Annotated in this window: 20 protein-coding genes; 8 read left to right on the forward strand and 12 right to left on the reverse strand. The window is 44.1% G+C overall.

What is annotated here, in order from left to right; genetic code table 11:
- Positions 1-13 precede the first annotated feature (13 nt).
- The 3 genes from MKY63_RS01625 to MKY63_RS01635 all read left to right on the forward strand — a co-directional run bounded on the left by MKY63_RS01625 (position 14) and on the right by MKY63_RS01635 (position 2,871).
- Positions 14-727, forward strand: coding sequence for a molybdenum cofactor biosynthesis protein MoaE (locus MKY63_RS01625; protein WP_036684088.1), 714 nt, complete (start codon positions 14-16; stop codon positions 725-727).
- 77 nt (positions 728-804) lie between these two features.
- A complete protein-coding gene (locus MKY63_RS01630) occupies positions 805-1,845 on the forward strand; it encodes an HD-GYP domain-containing protein (protein ID WP_036684091.1) in 1,041 nt (346 codons plus the stop codon).
- Positions 1,846-2,622: 777 nt separating this feature from the next.
- Positions 2,623-2,871 carry a hypothetical protein gene (locus MKY63_RS01635; protein ID WP_051491314.1) on the forward strand — a complete coding sequence of 83 codons (249 nt, stop codon included), beginning with the start codon at positions 2,623-2,625 and terminating at the stop codon, positions 2,869-2,871.
- Positions 2,872-2,883: 12 nt separating this feature from the next.
- Here MKY63_RS01635 and MKY63_RS01640 read toward each other — a convergent pair whose 3' ends face one another.
- From MKY63_RS01640 to MKY63_RS01650, 3 genes are all read right to left on the reverse strand, one after another.
- Positions 2,884-3,183 carry a hypothetical protein gene (locus MKY63_RS01640; protein ID WP_036684102.1) on the reverse strand — a complete coding sequence of 100 codons (300 nt, stop codon included), beginning with the start codon at positions 3,181-3,183 and terminating at the stop codon, positions 2,884-2,886.
- Positions 3,184-3,370: 187 nt separating this feature from the next.
- On the reverse strand, positions 3,371-5,209 hold the full coding sequence (locus MKY63_RS01645) for an ABC transporter ATP-binding protein (protein WP_036684176.1): 1,839 nt from the start codon (positions 5,207-5,209) through the stop codon (positions 3,371-3,373).
- Between the two features lie 26 nt (positions 5,210-5,235).
- Entirely contained in the window at positions 5,236-6,996 is a 1,761-nt protein-coding gene (locus tag MKY63_RS01650; RefSeq protein ID WP_036684103.1) for an ABC transporter ATP-binding protein, read from the reverse strand.
- A gap of 452 nt (positions 6,997-7,448) precedes the next feature.
- Here MKY63_RS01650 and MKY63_RS01655 point away from each other — a divergent pair, with 452 nt between their 5' ends.
- Both MKY63_RS01655 and MKY63_RS01660 read left to right on the forward strand, forming a co-directional pair.
- Positions 7,449-7,997: a hypothetical protein gene (locus tag MKY63_RS01655; protein WP_051491316.1), complete on the forward strand. Its 549-nt coding sequence runs from the start codon at positions 7,449-7,451 to the stop codon at positions 7,995-7,997.
- A 96-nt stretch (positions 7,998-8,093) separates the two neighbouring features.
- Entirely contained in the window at positions 8,094-8,534 is a 441-nt protein-coding gene (locus MKY63_RS01660) for a hypothetical protein (protein WP_036684106.1), read from the forward strand.
- A gap of 146 nt (positions 8,535-8,680) precedes the next feature.
- Here MKY63_RS01660 and sufB read toward each other — a convergent pair whose 3' ends face one another.
- From sufB to MKY63_RS01695, 7 genes are all read right to left on the reverse strand, one after another.
- Positions 8,681-10,078 (reverse strand): Fe-S cluster assembly protein SufB, encoded by a 1,398-nt coding sequence (gene sufB, locus MKY63_RS01665; protein WP_036684335.1) that lies wholly within the window; start codon positions 10,076-10,078, stop codon positions 8,681-8,683.
- A 24-nt stretch (positions 10,079-10,102) separates the two neighbouring features.
- Positions 10,103-10,534, reverse strand: coding sequence for a Fe-S cluster assembly sulfur transfer protein SufU (sufU, locus tag MKY63_RS01670; protein WP_036684339.1), 432 nt, complete (start codon positions 10,532-10,534; stop codon positions 10,103-10,105).
- Positions 10,521-11,747, reverse strand: a complete 1,227-nt coding sequence (locus MKY63_RS01675) for a cysteine desulfurase (protein WP_036684342.1) — start codon at positions 11,745-11,747, stop codon at positions 10,521-10,523. Before MKY63_RS01675 ends, sufU begins: the two co-directional genes overlap by 14 nt.
- A complete protein-coding gene (gene sufD, locus MKY63_RS01680) occupies positions 11,744-13,045 on the reverse strand; it encodes a Fe-S cluster assembly protein SufD (RefSeq protein ID WP_036684344.1) in 1,302 nt (433 codons plus the stop codon). The genes MKY63_RS01675 and sufD overlap by 4 nt, the downstream gene beginning before the upstream one ends.
- Before the next feature lie 26 nt (positions 13,046-13,071).
- On the reverse strand, positions 13,072-13,854 hold the full coding sequence (sufC, locus tag MKY63_RS01685) for a Fe-S cluster assembly ATPase SufC (protein ID WP_036684347.1): 783 nt from the start codon (positions 13,852-13,854) through the stop codon (positions 13,072-13,074).
- Between the two features lie 280 nt (positions 13,855-14,134).
- Positions 14,135-14,596, reverse strand: coding sequence for a Dps family protein (locus MKY63_RS01690; protein ID WP_036684350.1), 462 nt, complete (start codon positions 14,594-14,596; stop codon positions 14,135-14,137).
- 239 nt (positions 14,597-14,835) lie between these two features.
- Positions 14,836-15,138, reverse strand: coding sequence for a DUF1805 domain-containing protein (locus MKY63_RS01695; protein WP_036684352.1), 303 nt, complete (start codon positions 15,136-15,138; stop codon positions 14,836-14,838).
- A 214-nt stretch (positions 15,139-15,352) separates the two neighbouring features.
- Between MKY63_RS01695 and MKY63_RS01700 the strand changes: the two genes are divergently transcribed.
- Positions 15,353-15,880 (forward strand): hypothetical protein, encoded by a 528-nt coding sequence (locus MKY63_RS01700; RefSeq protein WP_036684355.1) that lies wholly within the window; start codon positions 15,353-15,355, stop codon positions 15,878-15,880.
- Between the two features lie 77 nt (positions 15,881-15,957).
- On the opposite strand, the gene MKY63_RS01705 is transcribed toward MKY63_RS01700, so the two are convergent.
- Positions 15,958-16,341 (reverse strand): DUF423 domain-containing protein, encoded by a 384-nt coding sequence (locus MKY63_RS01705; RefSeq protein ID WP_076144234.1) that lies wholly within the window; start codon positions 16,339-16,341, stop codon positions 15,958-15,960.
- A 170-nt stretch (positions 16,342-16,511) separates the two neighbouring features.
- Here MKY63_RS01705 and MKY63_RS01710 point away from each other — a divergent pair, with 170 nt between their 5' ends.
- The gene (locus tag MKY63_RS01710; protein WP_051491333.1) at positions 16,512-16,973 is read left to right on the forward strand and encodes a hypothetical protein; all 462 of its coding nucleotides are present in this window, start codon (positions 16,512-16,514) and stop codon (positions 16,971-16,973) included.
- Positions 16,974-17,859: 886 nt separating this feature from the next.
- Here MKY63_RS01710 and MKY63_RS01715 read toward each other — a convergent pair.
- Positions 17,860-18,348: a hypothetical protein gene (locus tag MKY63_RS01715; RefSeq protein WP_036684361.1), complete on the reverse strand. Its 489-nt coding sequence runs from the start codon at positions 18,346-18,348 to the stop codon at positions 17,860-17,862.
- A gap of 200 nt (positions 18,349-18,548) precedes the next feature.
- Here MKY63_RS01715 and MKY63_RS01720 point away from each other — a divergent pair, with 200 nt between their 5' ends.
- Positions 18,549-19,193, forward strand: a complete 645-nt coding sequence (locus tag MKY63_RS01720; RefSeq protein WP_051491334.1) for a methyltransferase domain-containing protein — start codon at positions 18,549-18,551, stop codon at positions 19,191-19,193.
- The last annotated feature ends 104 nt before the right edge of the window (positions 19,194-19,297 follow it).

Consider the following 19,297-nt stretch of genomic DNA (forward strand, 5'->3'; position numbering starts at 1 on the left):
GAGGTGAATAAGTATGCATATCACAATCCGTCTGTTCGCGGGTTTGGCTGAGATTATCGGCTCATCTTCTCTGACCTTTCATGCGACAGAGAATCCCTTAACCGCTGGGAAGTTAAAAGAACTCCTTTCAACCTCTTATCCGGATGCAGCATCCCTAATTGGAACTTCTTTGGTCGCCATTGACCGGGAATATGCACCTGATGAAGCCCTCATCACCGAGTCTGCCGAAGTTGCATTAATCCCTCCCGTTTCCGGTGGAGAGAATGGTTCTTTATATGAGAGCACTTCTGACGGCCTCTATAGCATAACGGATCTGCCTTTAAATGCTGAGAAGCTTCTGGATGCCGTCCTCGACGCCAATCATGGAGCATCCCTATTATTTGTAGGAACTACACGCGAAATGACCGGAGAACTACGTACAACAGCATTAGACTATGAAGCCTATATTCCTATGGCCTTAAGCAAGCTGAAAGAAATTGGTGACGAGGTGCAGAATCGCTGGAATGCACGCTGCGCGATTTCCCACCGCATTGGGCTTGTAGGCCTGAAGGAAGCAAGCGTTATCATTGCCGTCTCTACCCCTCATCGCGATACCTGTTACGAGGCTAGTCGTCTGGCCATTGAACTGCTGAAACAGACCGTCCCTATCTGGAAAAAAGACATCAATGAATCAGGCCAGCACTGGGTAGGCTCTGAACAAAAGGCTGCCGATTCCCTCCACAATTAATCTTCACTCCTTTTTCATTGAAAAATCTGCACTTTGTTGATATTCTGGATAAAATCGGATAAAAGGTGGCATAGGCATTGAGAGTACACGTCTCGGATCTAAAACCTGGTAATCACCTCAACTCAGACGCTTATAGTTCAAGAGGTCTGCATGTATTACCAAAGGGATCGCTGCTCCAGATAGATGATATCGCCAAGCTGATGCAGCATGGAGTTGATTATGTTGATATCCAGACGTTAGTGGAAGAACCTGCCCCATTAAGCAGACCTTCAATTATTCAGACGGTGACCACTAGTTTTGATACCATGATTGACGGCTTTGAGAATCTTTATATGGAAGCACTATTAAAAGGAAGCTTTAACCAATCCGTGGTTAACGACATTCTTCAGCCTTCGCTTCAATCGTTGGACAAGCAAAAGGATGTAGTCTCCCTGCTGCTTCTGCTCGATCGCGAAGATAATTATACCTACAATCACTCTTTGCAGGTAGGTATGCTCTCTTATTATATTGCAATCTGGCTTGGGTATTCCAAACAAGAATGCTATGAGATTGGACGAGCTGGATATTTAATTGATATTGGAAAATGTAGAATCTCACCTGCACTATTAAATAAGCCTGGGAAATTAACCGCGGAAGAATTCGAAGAAGTTAAACTACATACTAAGTACGGCTACGAAATTATCCGCAATTCTATGGATGACTCACATACAGCCTTGGCAGCCTTGCAGCATCATGAACGTGAGGACGGCTCTGGCTATCCTAATAAGCTAACCAAATCCGATATTCATCCTTATGCGCAAATTGCTGCTGTAGCTGACATCTATAGTGCGATGACTTCTAAACGCGTCTATCAGTCCAAGCAAGAGCTTATTTCTGTCCTACGTGAACTAAATGACCTCAGCTTTGGTAAGCTGAACGGCAGAACGGTTCAAGCCTTTATACAGCATTTAATGCCTAACTTTATCGGCAAGCGAGTATTACTGAACACGGGGGACACAGGTGTGATTATCATGAACAATCCAGTTGATATTTTCCGTCCGCTGGTAAAGATCGATGGATTATTTGTCGATCTAGCCCGCGAACGTAACGTTACGATTGTGGAAATCTACATGGACTAGGGCGTTTCTTGAGGTCCTGCGTTGTTTAGCAAAAGGTTCACAGCTGCTGTTTGTACACTAAATCCCCCGGTTTGACTACGGGGGATTTTTTAGTTGTACTTTGTGCAACAAAATTCATGTCTACCAGGCTGACTTCTGATTTAGTTGTACTTTGTGCAACTAGAATCCACATCTAACGAGCTGAATTGTGATTTAGTTGTACTTTGTGCAACAGTATCCACGTCTAACGAGCTGAATTGTGATTTAGTTGTACTTTGTGCAACTAAATCCACTTCTAGCGAGCCGATTTCTGATTTTGTTGTACTTTGTGCAACAGTATCCACGTCTAGCGAGCTGAATTGTGATTTAGTTGTACTTTTGCAACTAAATCCACGTCTAGCGAGCCGATTTCTGATTTAGTTGTACTTTGTGCAACTAAATCCACGTCTAGCGAGCCGATTTCTGATTTAGTTGTACTTTGTGCAACTAGAATTAAGGAAAATGCCCTTAATAAGCACATTTCTCGAAAATAGCTGCACAAAGTGCAATTAACAGTATTTTTATAACAAGAATGGCGGTTACTATTGTACAAACTGCAACTAAACGATTCGTTTCCTGATTACTCCTAAACTTCCCTCGATTTTCACCTCTACTTGTTTCCTTCTGACTTCGAAGATAGTTCCTCCTACCCTCAACATAGTAAGGCCCCTCAATTTAATTATCTGACGTAACGTTTGAATTTCTCTTCTCATGGCGAAACTAATATGTGGTTTTAAATTGCTGTAGGAGGAAAAAAGCATGCTTCCTGTCCATGAACGCCTTGCCGAGTTGTTCACCCTGAGCCGTAGACGGCAGCTTACTGCTGCTGAGGAAACGGAACAACAGCAGTGCCTGCAAATAAACGCTACCTACTGCTATGAGTTGGCCCGATTGCAAAATGAAATCCAATTAGCGGAACAGACAGCTGATCTACAATGGCATCAAGATATTTGTGCACAAATGTTTGAGCTGCGTGTGACGGGCAGGGTATCCAAACGTCCTAAGTAACTGAATAGAAATCTAACCCTGCTGTATTATGTTCTGCTGCTCTGCTGTTCTTGCATTCTTCCGTTCTTCCGTTCTGCCGTTCTGCCGTTCTGCCGTTCTGCCGTTCTGCCGTTCTGCCGTTCTGCCGTTCTTCCAATCTTCCATTCTGCCGTTCTGCCGTTCTTCCGTGCTTCCGTGCTTCCGTGCTTCCGTTCTTCCGTTCTTCCATTCTGCCGTTCTTCCGTTCTTCCGTTCTTCCGTTCTGCCGTTCTTCCATTCTGCCGTTCTGCCGTTCCCCTGTTCTGCTGTTCTGCTGTTCTGCTGTTCTTCCATTCTGCCGTTCTTCCTTTGCCTTGTCCCGTAATACCTATATGCCATATTCCACTCTACTCTGGTCTGCCTGTTCTAACCCCGGACCCATTAATCTCTACATCCTATATCCCTATAAAAAACAGCCCACACCGCAGTTGCCTAAGCAACGGGAATGAGCTGTTGTTGTGTTCTGTTCTGTTCTGTCGGTCTATAGGAAGCGGAATTGCGCTTCGATCAGACCGTTGTATACCCCATCACGGGATGTCAACTCATGATGGTTTCCTTCTTCTTTAATCTCTCCGTGATCGAGGACGACTATTTTATCCGCATGGCGGATGGTAGAAAGTCTGTGCGCTACGATAAAGGAGGTTCGGCCTTGAAGCAGGATTTTGAGTGCCTCCTGGATCTTCAGCTCTGTCTCCGTATCAATGCTGGCAGTTGCCTCATCCAGGATTAGAATACGCGGATTTGCCAAGAGCGCCCGGGCGAAGGAGAGAAGCTGACGTTGTCCCATCGACAACGCGCTGCCGCGCTCTTCCACCTCTGTCTCATACCCACCGGGCAGCTTCATGATGAAGTCGTGGGCATCCACGGCTTTTGCAGCATTTTCCACTTCTTCATCTGTAGCCTCCAGACGGCCAAAACGGATATTATCCCGAATCGTTCCCGAGAAAATAAAGGTATCTTGCAGCACGATTCCGATCTGCCTTCGCAGGCTGTCTAACGTAACCCCGCGGATATCTTCACCGTCTATCGTGATTCGGCCGCTTTTGATATCATAAAACCGGCCAATCAGGTTAATGATCGTACTTTTACCAGAACCTGTATGACCTACGAGCGCGATCGACTGTCCTGCTTTTACATCCAGATCAATACCTTTTAATGCAGCCCGGCCTTTTTCATATTCAAAAATGACCTTCTCAAAGTTAATATCCCCACGAATCGTTCCCATTGGCTTAGCACCAGGATTATCTTGAACCGCAGGTTGCTCATCCAAATATTCAAAGATCCGTTCCGAGGAAGCCATTGCCACAAGCAGCTGATTGTACATCTGCCCAAGGCGATTAATCGGGTCCCAGAAGTTGCTGACATAAGAACTGAATGCTACCAGCATACCTACTGTGAGTTCTCCAGATTGGATCAGATAAGCCCCCAGCCAAAAGAGGATCATTGTTCCAAAACCACCTGTGACCTCAATAATCGGACCGAACGCCTGGTTCATCGCAGAGGCTTTGTTCCAGGATTTTTTGCTGTCGGTATTCATAACATCGAAATAATTCATATTTTCTTGTTCTTGGGTGTAGGCTTGTGTGACTCTGATTCCCTGAATCGATTCATTTAAATGAGAATTAATTCTGGAGTTCTTCATCCGCACATCCTGCCAAGCGATCCGAATCTTTTGGCGCAGCTTAGTTGAAACAAAGAACATAATCGGAACCGTAACCATTACTGCAAGACCTAGCTTCCAGTTGATCACTAGCAGAATAATGGTAATCCCCATAAGCTGCACGCAGTCGATCATCAGATTGACAACCCCGTTTGTGAACAAATCCTGCAAAGAGTTGATATCATTGGTTACCCGCACTAATACCGAACCTGCCGGACGTTTATCAAAGAAGTTAAAGGAGAGCTTCTGAATATGCTTGAACAAATCTGAGCGCAAATCATAAATCACTCTTTGGCCGATGATGTTCGTGTATTTAATCCGGTATACTCCCGCAATCCATTGAATCAGATATAAGACGATTACCCCTGCTGTAAGCGAATATAGCAGAGATAAGCTGGGATTCCCCACCTTTGGTGCAATCGCACGGTCAATGGCTAAACTTGTTAGGAACGGGACGGTCAACTTCGTGATAGTTCCCAGAATCATCATGATGGACACCAATGGAAGCATCTGCTTTGCATAAGGCTTCATGTACCCGAACAGTCTGGTGAATTGCTTCCAGTCAAAAGCCTTATCGATGACATCATCATCTTTATATACAAAACGTTCATCCAGCTCTTGCTGCTCGGCTGCTTTATTTTTTGCTCCCGTAGCGGTCATTGGTTTGGCTTCAAGTTTCATATGCCTCACTCCTCCCCTCTTCCGGTCGCTCTGGCCAGATAATCAGCATACTGTATCCGGTATACATCCTGATAAGGACCCGGCACTTCAATTAGCTCTTTATGGGTACCACGCTGCTGTACATGACCTTCGTTCATGACGATAATCTGATCCGCATGGCGCAAGGAGGAGATCCGATGGGCAATAATAAGTGTAGTGCGCCCCTTCATGACCTCTTGGAATCCGGCTTGAATCTCGTGCTCCGTCTCCATATCGACAGCGCTGGTCGCATCATCGAGGATAAGAATCCGCGGATTCTTAAGCAGGGCTCTAGCGATGGCAATCCGTTGCTTTTGTCCACCGGAAAGACCCATTCCGCGCTCACCCACCACAGTGTCATAACCATCTTCCATCTCCATGATGAAATCATGGGCTTTGGCAAGTTGTGCAGCTCGGATAATTTCTTCCATGCTTACATTTTTCAACCCATAGGAGATGTTGTTGCGAATTGAGGAGGAGAACAGGAAGGTCTCCTGAAAGACCGTCGCGATCTGTGAACGCAAGCTGCGAACATTGTATTCTCTGATGTCCATCCCATCCAGTGTGATGCTGCCTTCATTAACGTCATAAGCACGCATCATCAGCTGTGTAATGGTCGATTTACCAGAGCCCGTTCCTCCAAGGAACCCTATAACCGCACCAGATTTAGCCTCAAAATCAATGTCTGTAACCGCAGGCATTTTGTTTCCATAAGCAAATGTGACGTGATTAAACGCTACATCTCCCTTAACCTCAGAAGGTACCAGTTCACGGGCGTTCTCTTTATCCTTCACATCAATATTCTGATTAAGTACTTCCAATACACGTTCTCCCGATGCTTTGGACTGTGTATAGTTATTAATATGGAATCCAAGACCCCAAATCGGTCCAATGATGTACCAAATTAAGCTGAAAAAAGCAACCAGTTCGCCCAGTGACATTTTCCCCTTAATAACTAACGTTCCGCCTACTCCAAGCAGAATAGCTGCACTGATCGATGCTAAAAACTCCATCGCTGGAAAAAACTTACTCCAGAGCTCAGCAGCAAAAATCTGGTTATTCTTATAACGTTCGTTACGGTGCGAGAATTTCTCTACTTCATGAGCCTCTCTCGCAAACGATTTGACGGTGCGCACACCCGTGATATTCTCCTGTACAGCCGTAGTCAGAGAACTGAGCGCAAGGCGCATCTCTTGAAAGGCCGGGTGAATCTTAGACTCAAATTTTAGCGCAATAAACGCCAGGATTGGCATCGTAATCAAAGTTACTAGAGTAAGCTGCCAATTGAGTGAGAACATCATAATCGAACCAAAAATGACCATAAAAAAGACATTTAGCAACTGAGCAAAACCGAAACCGATAAAGTTACGAATCGCTTCCAAATCTCCGGTTAGTCGGGACATCAAATCCCCAGTTTTCGCGGTATCATAATAACGGAAAGATAGGAATTGCAGCTTCTCATAACAAGCATTACGCAGCCGGTATGCAAGAAAGTTACCTAGCCGTCCTCCAAAAAAACCATGTGCAAACTGCAGGCATGCTTTTACTATTACTACAGCTAACACGCTCAATGCGAGCACTGGCACCTCTGTAAACTTAAGTGGCACAATAACATCATCGATCAGCTTTCTTAACAAATTGGGGGTAATCAGCCCCACTGCAGTTGCAGCGGCCAAACATATAATCGAAAGAATCAGAAAATGCAGCTTCTCTCGATAATAACCGCGCAGTTGCCTGAGAACATCCATATCTCTCCTCCTTAAGGCTTACCTAGTAAGCGTTTTTTTGTATAAAGCAAATGTTACATCGTAAGCTAGCTTTTTTTAGCGCTTACAATTTAGTGACTTTATGCAGTGTATCATCCATAATTTAATGCGGCAAAGGGGAGAATTGCGCGTTTTTGCGGTTATTTCGGAAAAAAGCAGCATCTACATGATATAAAGGACCCTCGTTATCTTAAAATGCTCGTGTTTCCTCCTTAATCCTGATGAATGAAGAATCTACATGAATATTGTAATCATCGTGTAATATTAGGAGGACCTTTATTCGGTTTTTTGCATAATTATTGGAATTTATTCCGGGTTTCGAAGAGTTCACTTTTTCGCCGTCTTAAATTTGCCTCAGATGTAAAACTTTTACCACAATTTACCGTAATATAGTAATACAACACTTTTTACTTATATTATGGAGGGGAACTATATTGAAAAAGCAGCTTATTTTATATTGTATTACCGCCATTATTCTTCTCTCAGGGTGTAGCAATACAAATAACAATAACCCTACGGACGCAAACACAGCGATCAACGAATCTAAAAACTTGTTTAATTTCGGGGAAATTTCCTCAAAAGCAGATACAGCAGCACCCTCACCTGAAAAAACGCTAAGAGAAATAAGCAATTTTGTTATTGCCGACATTTGGAATGTAGGGTTTGTAGATGTTATCTCATACACTAGAAGTGGTACAAGCAGTACAGGAGCGAGCATGGACATAGACTTTACGGTCGAACAGCTTGGCAAAGCCATGGAAGAGAAAAAAGAATACGATACATATATGAACAAGTTAGATACTAAGTATGATTCTATTAAGAAAATATGGGCCAAGCTTTCACCAGAAATTGATCTTTTATATAAGCAGATCCAGGAGACACCTCCAAAAGCAAACGATGACAGCTTAACACTTGATGCAGGTAAATTTAATCAATATTCAGAGGCTTTTAATAAAGAAGTGAATGATCTGGCAAAACAGTAGCCTTTACTATATAAAAAACCCCGCCAATGATTTGGTGCCATTCTATTCTTTCTCTCATAAAATATAAAATCAACAATGAGAGGTTAGGTGAATAGGATGAGTATACAGTTTCTTGATATGCGGATTTCACAGGGCAGCACTATGGATGCACAAAGTCTTAATTTGGTTCGTTCAGGTGCAGTTTTCGGTGACATTGGACTTCAGACAGTAAATGTTACCCCTGCCAATGCAGGCTTAGTGAGAGTCACATTGAATGCTTTTGCCAGACTTAGTGTTGATGTCAGCATTATAGTTCAGAATGATGTTACTTTTAGTATTTACCGCAATAATGTATTAATTTTCAGTACAACCTACCCCGGAAACATTAATAATACAACGACCCAATATGAAATGGTTGGAATCACCGCTGTCGACTATCCGCCTTCGACCGATGTGCTTACTGGCCAGATCCAATACACCATTGTAGCATCAGCGATTAGAACGGCATCTCTGGGAGCCAGATCCTTCAGTGGAATTGCCGTTGCCGGAAATGGATAGTTGAAAATATTAAAGGTAAGTCCCCGGAGCATTCGGGGATTTTTTCAATTGTGCCCATAAAAAAAGCATCCGTAGAAAAATATCTACGGATGCTTTGAAGAAATATAAACGTTAGGAGGACGGGCCTCCATTCATAAGCGCTCTTATTAACCGATTGAACCTTCCATCTCAAACTTGATCAGACGGTTCATTTCGACCGCATATTCCATCGGCAGTTCTTTTGTGAACGGCTCGATGAAGCCCATGATGATCATTTGAGTCGCTTCAGCTTCTGTGAGGCCACGGCTCATCAGGTAGAACAGTTGCTCCTCAGAAACTTTAGACACGGTTGCTTCATGTTCAAGAACGATGTTATCGTTCATGATTTCATTGTAAGGAATAGTATCCGAAGTGGACTCATTATCCAAAATCAGCGTATCACATTTAATGTTCGATTTCGCACCTTCTGCTTGACGGCCGAAGGAAGCTAGACCACGGTAAGTTACTTTACCGCCATGTTTACTGATGGATTTCGATACAATGGTGGATGTTGTATCTGGAGCCAAATGGATCATTTTGGCACCCGCATCCTGATGCTGGTCTTTACCTGCTACCGCGATGGATAGTACTGAACCTTTAGCACCACGGCCTTTAAGAACAACCGCAGGATATTTCATGGTCAGCTTGGAACCGATGTTACCATCGACCCATTCCATGGTAGCATTCTCTTCTGCAACCGCACGTTTGGTAACGAGGTTGTAGATGTTTGGAGCCCAGTTCTGGATTGTGGTATAACGAACGCGGGCGTTCTTCATACACAAGATTTCAACAACCGCACTGTGCAGAGAGTTCGTGCTATAGATTGGAGCAGTACATCCTTCTACGTAGTGCACGAAGCTGTCTTCATCAGCAAGGATCAAAGTACGTTCGAATTGTCCCATGTTCTCGGAGTTAATACGGAAGTAAGCCTGCAAAGGAACTTCACATTTCACACCTTTAGGAACATAGATGAAGCTGCCGCCTGACCAAACTGCACTGTTAAGTGCGGCAAACTTATTATCGGTTGGAGGGATGATCGTCCCGAAATATTTTTTCAGAAGCTCTGGGTGCTCACGCAATGCAGTGTCGGTATCTGTAAAAATAACCCCTTGATCTTCAAGGCTCTTCTGCATGCTGTGATAGACTACCTCAGATTCATATTGTGCCGATACGCCGGCGAGGAACTTCTGTTCCGCTTCCGGAATTCCCAGTTTATCAAAGGTTTCTTTGATTTCGGAAGGAACTTCTTCCCAAGTCTTCCCTTGCTTCTCTGAAGGTCTTACATAGTATTGAATATCCTCGAAGTCCAAATCATCCATATTGCCGCCCCATGTAGGCATTGGCATTTTACGGAACTGCTCCAAAGATTTCAAGCGGAAGTCAAGCATCCACTGTGGTTCGTTTTTGATTGCTGAAATTTCTTTAACAATTTCGGCCGTCAAACCTTTACCAGACTGGAATATCGACTTATGCTCATCACGGAACCCGTACTGGTATTCTTCCATATCAGGCGCTTTCTTAGCCATGGTGTCAGCCTCCTTGTTCTACTGTTATTTATGTTGCTCTTCTTCGTCAATTCCTTTACGAAGTGCGTTCCAAGCCAGTGTTGCGCATTTGATCCGCGCAGGGAATTTATTCACACCCGAAAGGGCTTCAATGTCTTCGTAATCTCCAAAATCCACGTCTTCACCCTTCATCAGTAAGGAGAAGTTATCGGCCAGTTCAAGCGCACGTTCAACCGTTTGTCCTTTGATCGCCTCAGTCATCATCGAAGCCGATGACATACTGATCGAACAGCCTTCACCATTATAACGGGCATCCTTTACAATTCCATCCTCTACCTTAAGCTGAAGAGTAATACGGTCACCACAGGTTGGATTATTCAGTTCGATTTTTAGAGCATCATCTTCAAATGAACCGCGATTCCGAGGACTTTTATAATGATCCATAATTACGCGTCTGTATAAGTCATCCAAGTTCATAGCTGAAGTACTCCTTTGTCTTGATTAAAGCGTCCACCAGTCGATCTACATCCTGCTCAGTATTATACAGATAAAAGCTTGCACGTGCTGTAGAGCTGGCTTCCAGCCAGCGCATCAGCGGCTGACAGCAGTGATGACCAGCGCGGATGGCAATACCTTCCGCATCTAGCACTGTAGCGACATCATGCGGGTGAACGTCACCCAGATTAAAGGTGACAACGCCGACTTCACGATTCCGAGGACCATAAATGTTCAGACCCTCGATCTCTGACAGACGTTGCTCTGCATACGCTGCAAGAGCTTTCTCATGGCGGTGTATCTCATCCAATCCGATTTCTTGTAAGAAATCAATGGCTGCACCTAAACCAACAGCACCAGCTATGATCGGCGTACCGCCTTCAAACTTCCAAGGCAGTTCTTTCCATGTGGATTCATAAAGACCCACATCATCAATCATCTCGCCACCGAATTCGACGGGCTCCATGGCTTCGAGAAGTGCTCTCTTGCCATACAAAGCGCCAATTCCGGTTGGTGCAAGCATTTTATGACCAGATAGTGCATAGAAATCACAATCCAGATCCTGCACATCGACCTTCATATGTGGTGTGCTTTGTGCACCATCTACGACAATTACTGCACCATGACGATGAGCAATAGCCGCAAGCTCTTTAATAGGATGAGTTACTCCCATAACGTTGGATACATAAGCGATAGCAACGATCTTGGTTTTATCCGTAATCGTCTGCTCGGCAGCTTCCAACGTAACCGTTCCATCAGGTTGCAACGGTATATATTTTAATGTAGCACCTGTCTTCTTAGCGAGCTGCTGCCATGGAATCAGATTACTATGATGCTCCATTAAGGTGATGACGATTTCGTCGCCTTCACCCACAGCAGAGGGTCCGTAAGAAGAGGCCACAATATTTAATGCTGTAGTCGTTCCGCGTGTAAAGATAATTTCTTTAGTGCTGCGGGCGTTAATAAACTTAGCTAGCTTCTCCCGGGCTCCCTCGTAGGCATCGGTTGCTCGGCTGCCTAAAGTATGGACGCCACGGTGTACGTTGGCGTTGTCCCACTCATAATACGACTTGACCGCCTCAATCACTTTCCGAGGCTTCTGTGAAGTAGCAGCACTGTCCAGATAGACTAGTGGATGTCCGTTCACATTTTGGTTCAGTATGGGAAATTGCTCCCGGATGGCGTTGCTAATCATTGAACTAACTTCCTTTCCACAAGAGATTGGAGCTGATTGCGCAGTCCCTCCAGTGGAATTTGTGACACAACAGGAGCCAAGAAGCCGTAGATGATCAGAGTCTCTGCATCATGCCGTGTAATTCCGCGGGACATTAGGTAAAAGACTTGCTCGTGATTGACCTGTCCTACGGAAGCGGCATGGCCGGCTGTAACATCATCTTCATCAATAAGCAGGATCGGATTGGCGTCACCACGGGCTTTTGGACTCAGCATCAATACTTTTTCCGTTTGCTGGCCATCCGCTCTAGTAGCACCTTTCTCAATCTTGGTGATTCCGTTGATGATAGAAGTAGCAGAATCACGCATAACTGCACGAGTGATCATATCACTTGGTGTGCTTTTGCCAAAATGCTGAGCTTGAGTGGTGTAATTCAGTTTCTGTGATCCCGTACCTACTGCAATTACTTTAGCGTCGGAGCTAGAACCGTTGCCTTTAAGCACAGACTTGGTATCACTCGCAGTATCTCCGTAGTTCATCTCACCAACAATCCATTCAATGACTCCGTCATTCTCAACAACAGCCCGGCGATAAGTTACATCTGTAGTATCTACACCAAGCTGATGCACTGTAGCATAACGAACTTTAGCGCCTGCGCCCACGAATACCTCTACCGCACCATTGTGTAGTCCAGCTTCTTCTTTATCCGATACGTAGTTGTCTACATAGGTTACGGAACTGTTAGTATCAGCTACGACCAGAATGTGTGGAACAAAAGTAGCTTCCGCATCATCCGTTAACAGCACTGCTTGAAGCGGAGTTTCAATAACAACATTCTTAGGAACATAGAGGAATACTCCACCATTCCACAATGCAGCATGCAGCGCTGCGATAGAATGCTCGTCTGGCTGAATGGCTTTATGCAGGTAACGTTGAACCAAATCTCCGTGTTCTTTAACAGCTGTCTGTAGATCTGTAAAAATAACACCCTGTTCTGCAAGCTCAGGAGCGATACGTGTATATACTGCACCAGAGTTGCGTTGAATAATCAGGCTGCCTTCCTCCTGATCCTTGATCAAGGAAGAAATAGATGCAGGTGCATCACTTAGCGAAGCAAAAGGTTCACTTGCTTTATAGCTACCATAATTATTGACATTCCAACGATCAATCCGTGTCTTCTCTAATTTAGGCAGTGTCAGAGTAGCTGCCAATTCTAGTGCCTTCAAGCGGCTTTCTTTCAGCCAACCCGGTTCGCCGCTGCTGTGCGATAATTCGCTCAAGCGTTCGGCATCCACCGGAAGAATGGTCTGTGTCGTCATAGTGGTCTCCTCCTTCCTGGCGTTTCTTACGCTTCTTGCCCTACAGTTTCATCTTCAATTCCAAGTTCTTCTTTAATCCATTCATAACCCTCTGCTTCCAGACGCTGTGCAAGCTCTGGACCACCGGATTTCACGATTCTACCTTGCATCATAACGTGAACATAATCAGGTTTGATGTAGTTCAAAAGACGTTGATAGTGGGTAATAACTAAGAAGCCGCGTTCTTCGCTCCGCATGGAGTTTACGCCTTCAGCTACAATTTTCAAAGCATCAATATCAAGACCGGAGTCAATTTCGTCCAAGATCACGATTTTTGGATCCAGCATCATCATTTGTAGAATTTCATTACGTTTCTTCTCACCACCGGAGAAGCCTTCGTTCAAGTAACGGTGTAAAAACTCAGGGTTCATATCTAGTTCTTTCATCTTTGCTTCCATTTGGCGAATAAAACGAATCAACGAGATTTCGCTTCCCTCTTCACGACGGGAATTAATGGCAGAACGCAAGAAGTCGGAGTTAGTTACTCCAGAGATTTCGCTTGGATATTGCATTGCAAGGAAAAGACCTGCACGTGCGCGTTCATCAACAGCCATCTCCAGAAGATCTTCACCATCAAGAGTTGCAGTTCCATCAGTTACTTCGTATTTAGGATGACCCATTAGCGCCGAAGCCAAAGTACTTTTACCTGTACCGTTTGGTCCCATGATGGCGTGAATTTCGCCACCTTTCATTTGAAGGTTAATCCCCTTCAAAATTTCTTTTCCCTCAATCGTCGCTTTAAGACCCTCAATGACAAATTCTGCTGCCATAATATTATTCCCTCCATTGATCGATTTGCGAAATCAAAAGTTGTATTGAAACAGGATAATCCTGATTCCCAGCACAATTAGATTTTCTATCACATTATAATTATTATAAATTGAATCACAATGATTATCAATGATTCTCACTAATTTTATATCAAACCTTGTTTTTTTACAAATTTCTCTTTAGCTAATCACTTGTGACTCAGAGAAGATTTTCATTAAGTATAAGACTAACGCAAAAATAAGACTTCCCGCAGGAAGTCTTATTCAAACTGCTTAATGATTAGCTAAGAAATGAACGTAGCATCCATTGGTGTTTCTCCAGATCACTACGGATTTTAATGAACATATCTGAGGTTGGCTGATCCTTGGTTTCTTCGGCAAGCTCGATGCCTTCTGTCAGCTCTTCAGAGATGGTGGCGAAGTCTTCAATCAGAGACTGAACCATTCCCCGTGTATCTTCCTTACCTGTAGCTTCTTGAATTGTAGCTAATTCCAAATATTCTTTCAATGTTGCTGCCGGACTACCTTTGATGGTTAGCAAGCGTTCTGCTACTTCATCCATGTGAAGGGTTACTTCATTATATAATTCCTCAAATTTCACATGAAGGGAGAAAAACTGTTCTCCTTTGACGTACCAATGAAAGTTATGAATTTTTACGTACAGGACATTTAAGTTAGCAACCTGACGATTCATGATCTGTTCCAGTGAAGTTGTATTTACTTTATTCGATGCTTTAGCCATGAGATGATCCCTACCTTATCCATTATATTTACCGGTTACTATTTCCTTCGTCCGGTAGTAACTTGTCTATTCTTAATTTACCCTTTTACCTGTAATACGAAACAAGGAGAAGCCTTCCATAACCCCTTTATTTGTACTAGCATGAGCAAAGACACACCCGATTATGCTTAAATGTGAATACTTGCACACAAACAAAAAGGGCCTAAGCCCCGTTTGTTTGGAATTGTTAAATTTTCCGGTCAGACCATAAGAAGTAACGCTTCCGCACCCGTCATACCTGGTACGATGCCAAGACTCTCTGCTTCTATCGTTACAGACTCCAACGGGGCAGCTAAAAGCTGGGCAAGTGTCCGTACACCCACCGCACGAGCCGCGATGATATGCCGATCACTAAGTGTTTCATTAAGGAGACCGACATCCAGTGCACCGCACATAATATAACCTCGGTTCGTGCTGATGGAGAGCAGTGTAGTTTTGGGAAGCTTAACCTCTACCCCGATCAGCGTATGTTCACCTACTGTAATAGGCTCCATAGTAACCAATAGCAGCACCTCCTTTTTTTCACTATCCACGTTGTATATGTATGCTAATTTTCCTGTGGGTGTGCTGACGGTAGTCCTATGCCTAGTATAAAATGCAGTATAATAGTCCCTATTCCAGTAGTCCTGGGTATATGAATATTGCATGTTTAATGTTATAGTTAATTACATTCCTGTAACCATTCAGAGATGTTCTAAACGAAAAGCTGGGGGATTTATGGACGAGAAACTACAACGCACAGACGGCAATTATTTATTTAACGTCGACATCCTGATTAATGCCCGTACCAACCCGCTTGCACTGCAATTTCTGCTCGAAATGTTGAACAATAATGACCATATCACAGATTTCAACATTAACTCCGGTCTTGAATTAGGGAGAACCATTGACAGCTTGCTACGCTCCGCTAAACTAGCTTTGAATCAAAACTCTGCTCCTCCCATTTCATTAAAGCTGCCTCCAAAATCCACGAAGAAGCAGCTGGATACACCGATAAAAAAACAGGCAGAAACGCCTGCACAGCAAACGGCAATTGAAACGCCAGCTGATGCATACGGGAAGATTCGTCAGTATATTCAGAATAATCAATTGGTACGTTTACGAGCGAACCGGTACGGGAAACAAGTGTCCATGCCCTGTCGTATTTTAAACTTTGATGAAGCAGCCAACTCTATAAGTGTCTACCATGTGGATGAGAAGCAGGTGTACAGCTTTAATCTAAATGAAATCGACGAGTTTCTGTAAGCGCATGCGTTACAAGCAAATAAGCACCCTCCCTCTTTGGGGGAACAGGTGCTTATTGGTCTTTCTTTTCCTAACAACTAAGACGACGTTTTACGTGAAAATCCTTCTATCGCAAGGCATAACCAGCCAATTATAAAGCATACCCCACCGATAGGTGTAATCGCTCCTAGCACCTTAATTCCGGAGATACTTAGAACATACAGACTGCCAGAGAAGAAAACGGTACCTGCAATTAACAACCGACCAGCCCAACGTAATCGGGCACTTTCGCCCCATTGGCCCACAGCCAGTGCGATGAGAATTACCCCCAGCGCATGTACCAAGTGATACTGCACGCCAGTCTCATATACCTTCATATAGTCTTCACTGATAACTGGTTTTAGTAGATGGGCACCGAAAGCACCAATTCCTACTGCCAGCATTGCTAGCACAGCCCCCCAGGCCATAAATTTCCGTTGCAAATGATTACACCCCCTTAATTTTAGACTCATTCTATCATAACGTAATGCCAGCTCCTATTTCCAGCAGTCATTTTTTAATTTGCCTCATTCAGGGGTTGCTTTTTTAGCATCAATATGAAAAAGTGGATATTAACAACATTTTCATTCTAATCTCTCAAGGAGTGCAAACCATGGACTTAAATTCTCTGTCAAAATCAGACGTACCTGCGGCAGAGGTAGGAAATCCCAGCCCTCATCCGGATTACCCAAGCGCTGATTTATCGTCTACGCATCAAAAAGTAGAACATGATCTTCAACATTCTGGACCTGGTATTGCTTCATTCATTATCTGTCTCGTGTCGATCATCGGCTACGCAGCCATCTTTATCTCTATTATAATGAAGTCTTCTTCACTGGTTAATGAGAATTCTGAACTATTAAGCCAGTCCTCGCAATTCATAATGCTTCTAGGATTAACGGTTATTATTTTAGCTGCTCTTAATGTAATCGGAGTAGTCATCGGCATCATTGGGCTTTCCATTCGGAAACGTCGCAAGGTGTTTGGCATTATTGGTACGATTGTTAATGGTGTTATTATCTTACTCTTTATGCTGCTTATTACAACCTTCCTAGTCAATGCTGGAACGCTTTAAGCTTATTTTAAACATGTTAACTTCATTAAAAAGGGTATCCCAACAACTTTGAGCTGTTGTGGGGATACCCTCATTTTATGTATGAAGCTAAAATCTGCATCGGGGAGTCCTCATCGTCATCCGCGGCTTGCGGACTCAGATGACGCTATTTACGGATTTTCGCCCTTTGGAGCAGAGTTTCGGACCCCAGTGACGCTATTGCATCGAAAAAGGATCCTATTGGGCGCTTTTCATGGCAATAGCTGCGATAGGGTCCGATAGTAATTCAAATATCGGAAAAAGCTGCGTATAAGGGCCGCTGGGTCCGATGATGCTAATTCCGATAATGCTGGATCCTATCCCTCATCCGCGGCTCACGGACTCAGATGACGTTATTCACGTTTTTTTCGCCTTTGGAGCACAGTTTCGGACCCCAGTGACGCTATTGCATCGAAAAAGGATCCTATTGGGCGCTTTTCATGGCAATAGCTGCGATGGGGTCCGATAGTAATTCAAATATCGGAAAAAGCTGCGTATAAGGGCCGCTGGGTCCGATGATGCTGAGTCCAATATAGGGGCTACCAGTTCCGTTAGTGTGCTACTAGATCCGTTAGTGGGGCTGCTAGATCCGTTAGTGGGGCTACTAGTTCCGTTAGTGGGGCTACTAGTTCCGTTAGTGGTGCTACTAGATCCGTTAGTGGGGCTGCTAGATCCGTTAGTGGGGCTGCTAGATCCATAGTGGTGCTGCTAGATCCATAGCGGTGCTGCTAGGTATGCGTACTGTGATCGACCAAACAAAGTTTAGTGTTTTGAGCAAGAACTATGCTTAACAAATACGAGGGCGTCCCAGCAACCACTATATGATTGCTGAGACACCCTCTATTAATTTGCAAATCAATACATTCAATTATTTTGCTAGAGCCAGCTTTGTCAGCACACGCTGCTTGACGGACGGATCGCCCTCCACTGCTTTTTCCACATATTCAATAACTACGGAATCATCCGAATTCAAAGTGTCAAGTATGCTCTCCATTCCAGCTGAAATCTCAAAAGCGGTTGGACCTTCTTTTGTCGCAATCTCAACGGAATGACTATCAATTTGTCCGATATAAACGGCCGTCATTTTTATTGTTTTACCTTCAGCTTTTGGAGTAGAACTAGGTTTAGCTGTGCTCGGATTTTCGGTTGGTGTGGCTGTACTTGGGTTCTCAGTGGGTACGGGAGTGCTTGGAGCTTCTGTAGGCTCAGCAGTGCTTGCGCTCTCGGTTGGTGTTGGAGAAGGTGTTGCAGTCGGTTCTCCTGAAGTCTGTGCCGAATTATTCCCACCGCAAGCGGTTAAGGCAAATGTTAAGGCAGCAATCGCTGCTATGGCGGGTAATGAACGTTGTTTTTTCATGTTGAGTGCCTCCTCTATGTGGCGATTATTTTCAAAGTCATCTTCATAAGTATACTCCTATAACGTTAACCACTCTATGAAAGTTTCATATGAAGTAATTTTAGATAACTTCCAGCTTCTATTAGGCATCCGTCGGATGCAGGCTACAGCGGTATTAATACAATAGTGTGAGCCTGATTTATCCCAAAGGAGTGAGCCCCTTGAGAATCGATATCGGCTGTGGATCTAATAAGGAAGCAGGTTATCTCGGGATCGATCGGATCGCGGGTCCTGATGTAGATATTGTCTGTGACATTTGCCAAGAGATTCCTCTCCCTGACAATAGTGCTGAGTTTGTTATGGCTAGCCGTGTACTGCCTTATGTGGACAATTTATTCGCAGCCCTGTCGGAAATTCACAGAATTAGCATCCATAAAGCAGTTGTTTGCATCCTAGCACCCTATGCCCACAGCTTTGCCCATATGTCCAACCCTGCCTTCAAGCAGAAGTTTGACGAATATACCCCCCGGCATTTTACAGGATCCTTCTTCCAGCCTCCATCCGGTCCAGTTTGCCCAGCTATTCCAGACTACCCTGTACCCGCACCACCCTTCGATTATCGGTTGCTGCGGATGGAGTTATTCTATCAGCATCCTTATGAAGATCCGCTTTACGAAACTGAAGAACTAGAAATACTAAAGACCCTTCAAGCAAATGTAGTGCATGAAATCATGTACCATTTTGTCGTAGTCAAGCACAATATCAACGATCAGGAGTTAGAGCTGATGAGCAGAAGCCATTATCCTGAACCTCATGTTCTTGTCGAACGAAGACTTAAATCACAAAACAGACATTTTTTTCTATAATTTTAAGATGGGACATACACTAATACCCATTTTGTGTCATAGGCTAACATACAGGTATTAACTGTGCCGTCCTAGTTATAGGACGGCACACTTTTGATCAAAAC

Origin of the sequence: Paenibacillus sp. FSL R7-0189 (genome assembly GCF_037969925.1) — a bacterium.
GTDB lineage: Bacteria > Bacillota > Bacilli > Paenibacillales > Paenibacillaceae > Paenibacillus_AQ > Paenibacillus_AQ odorifer.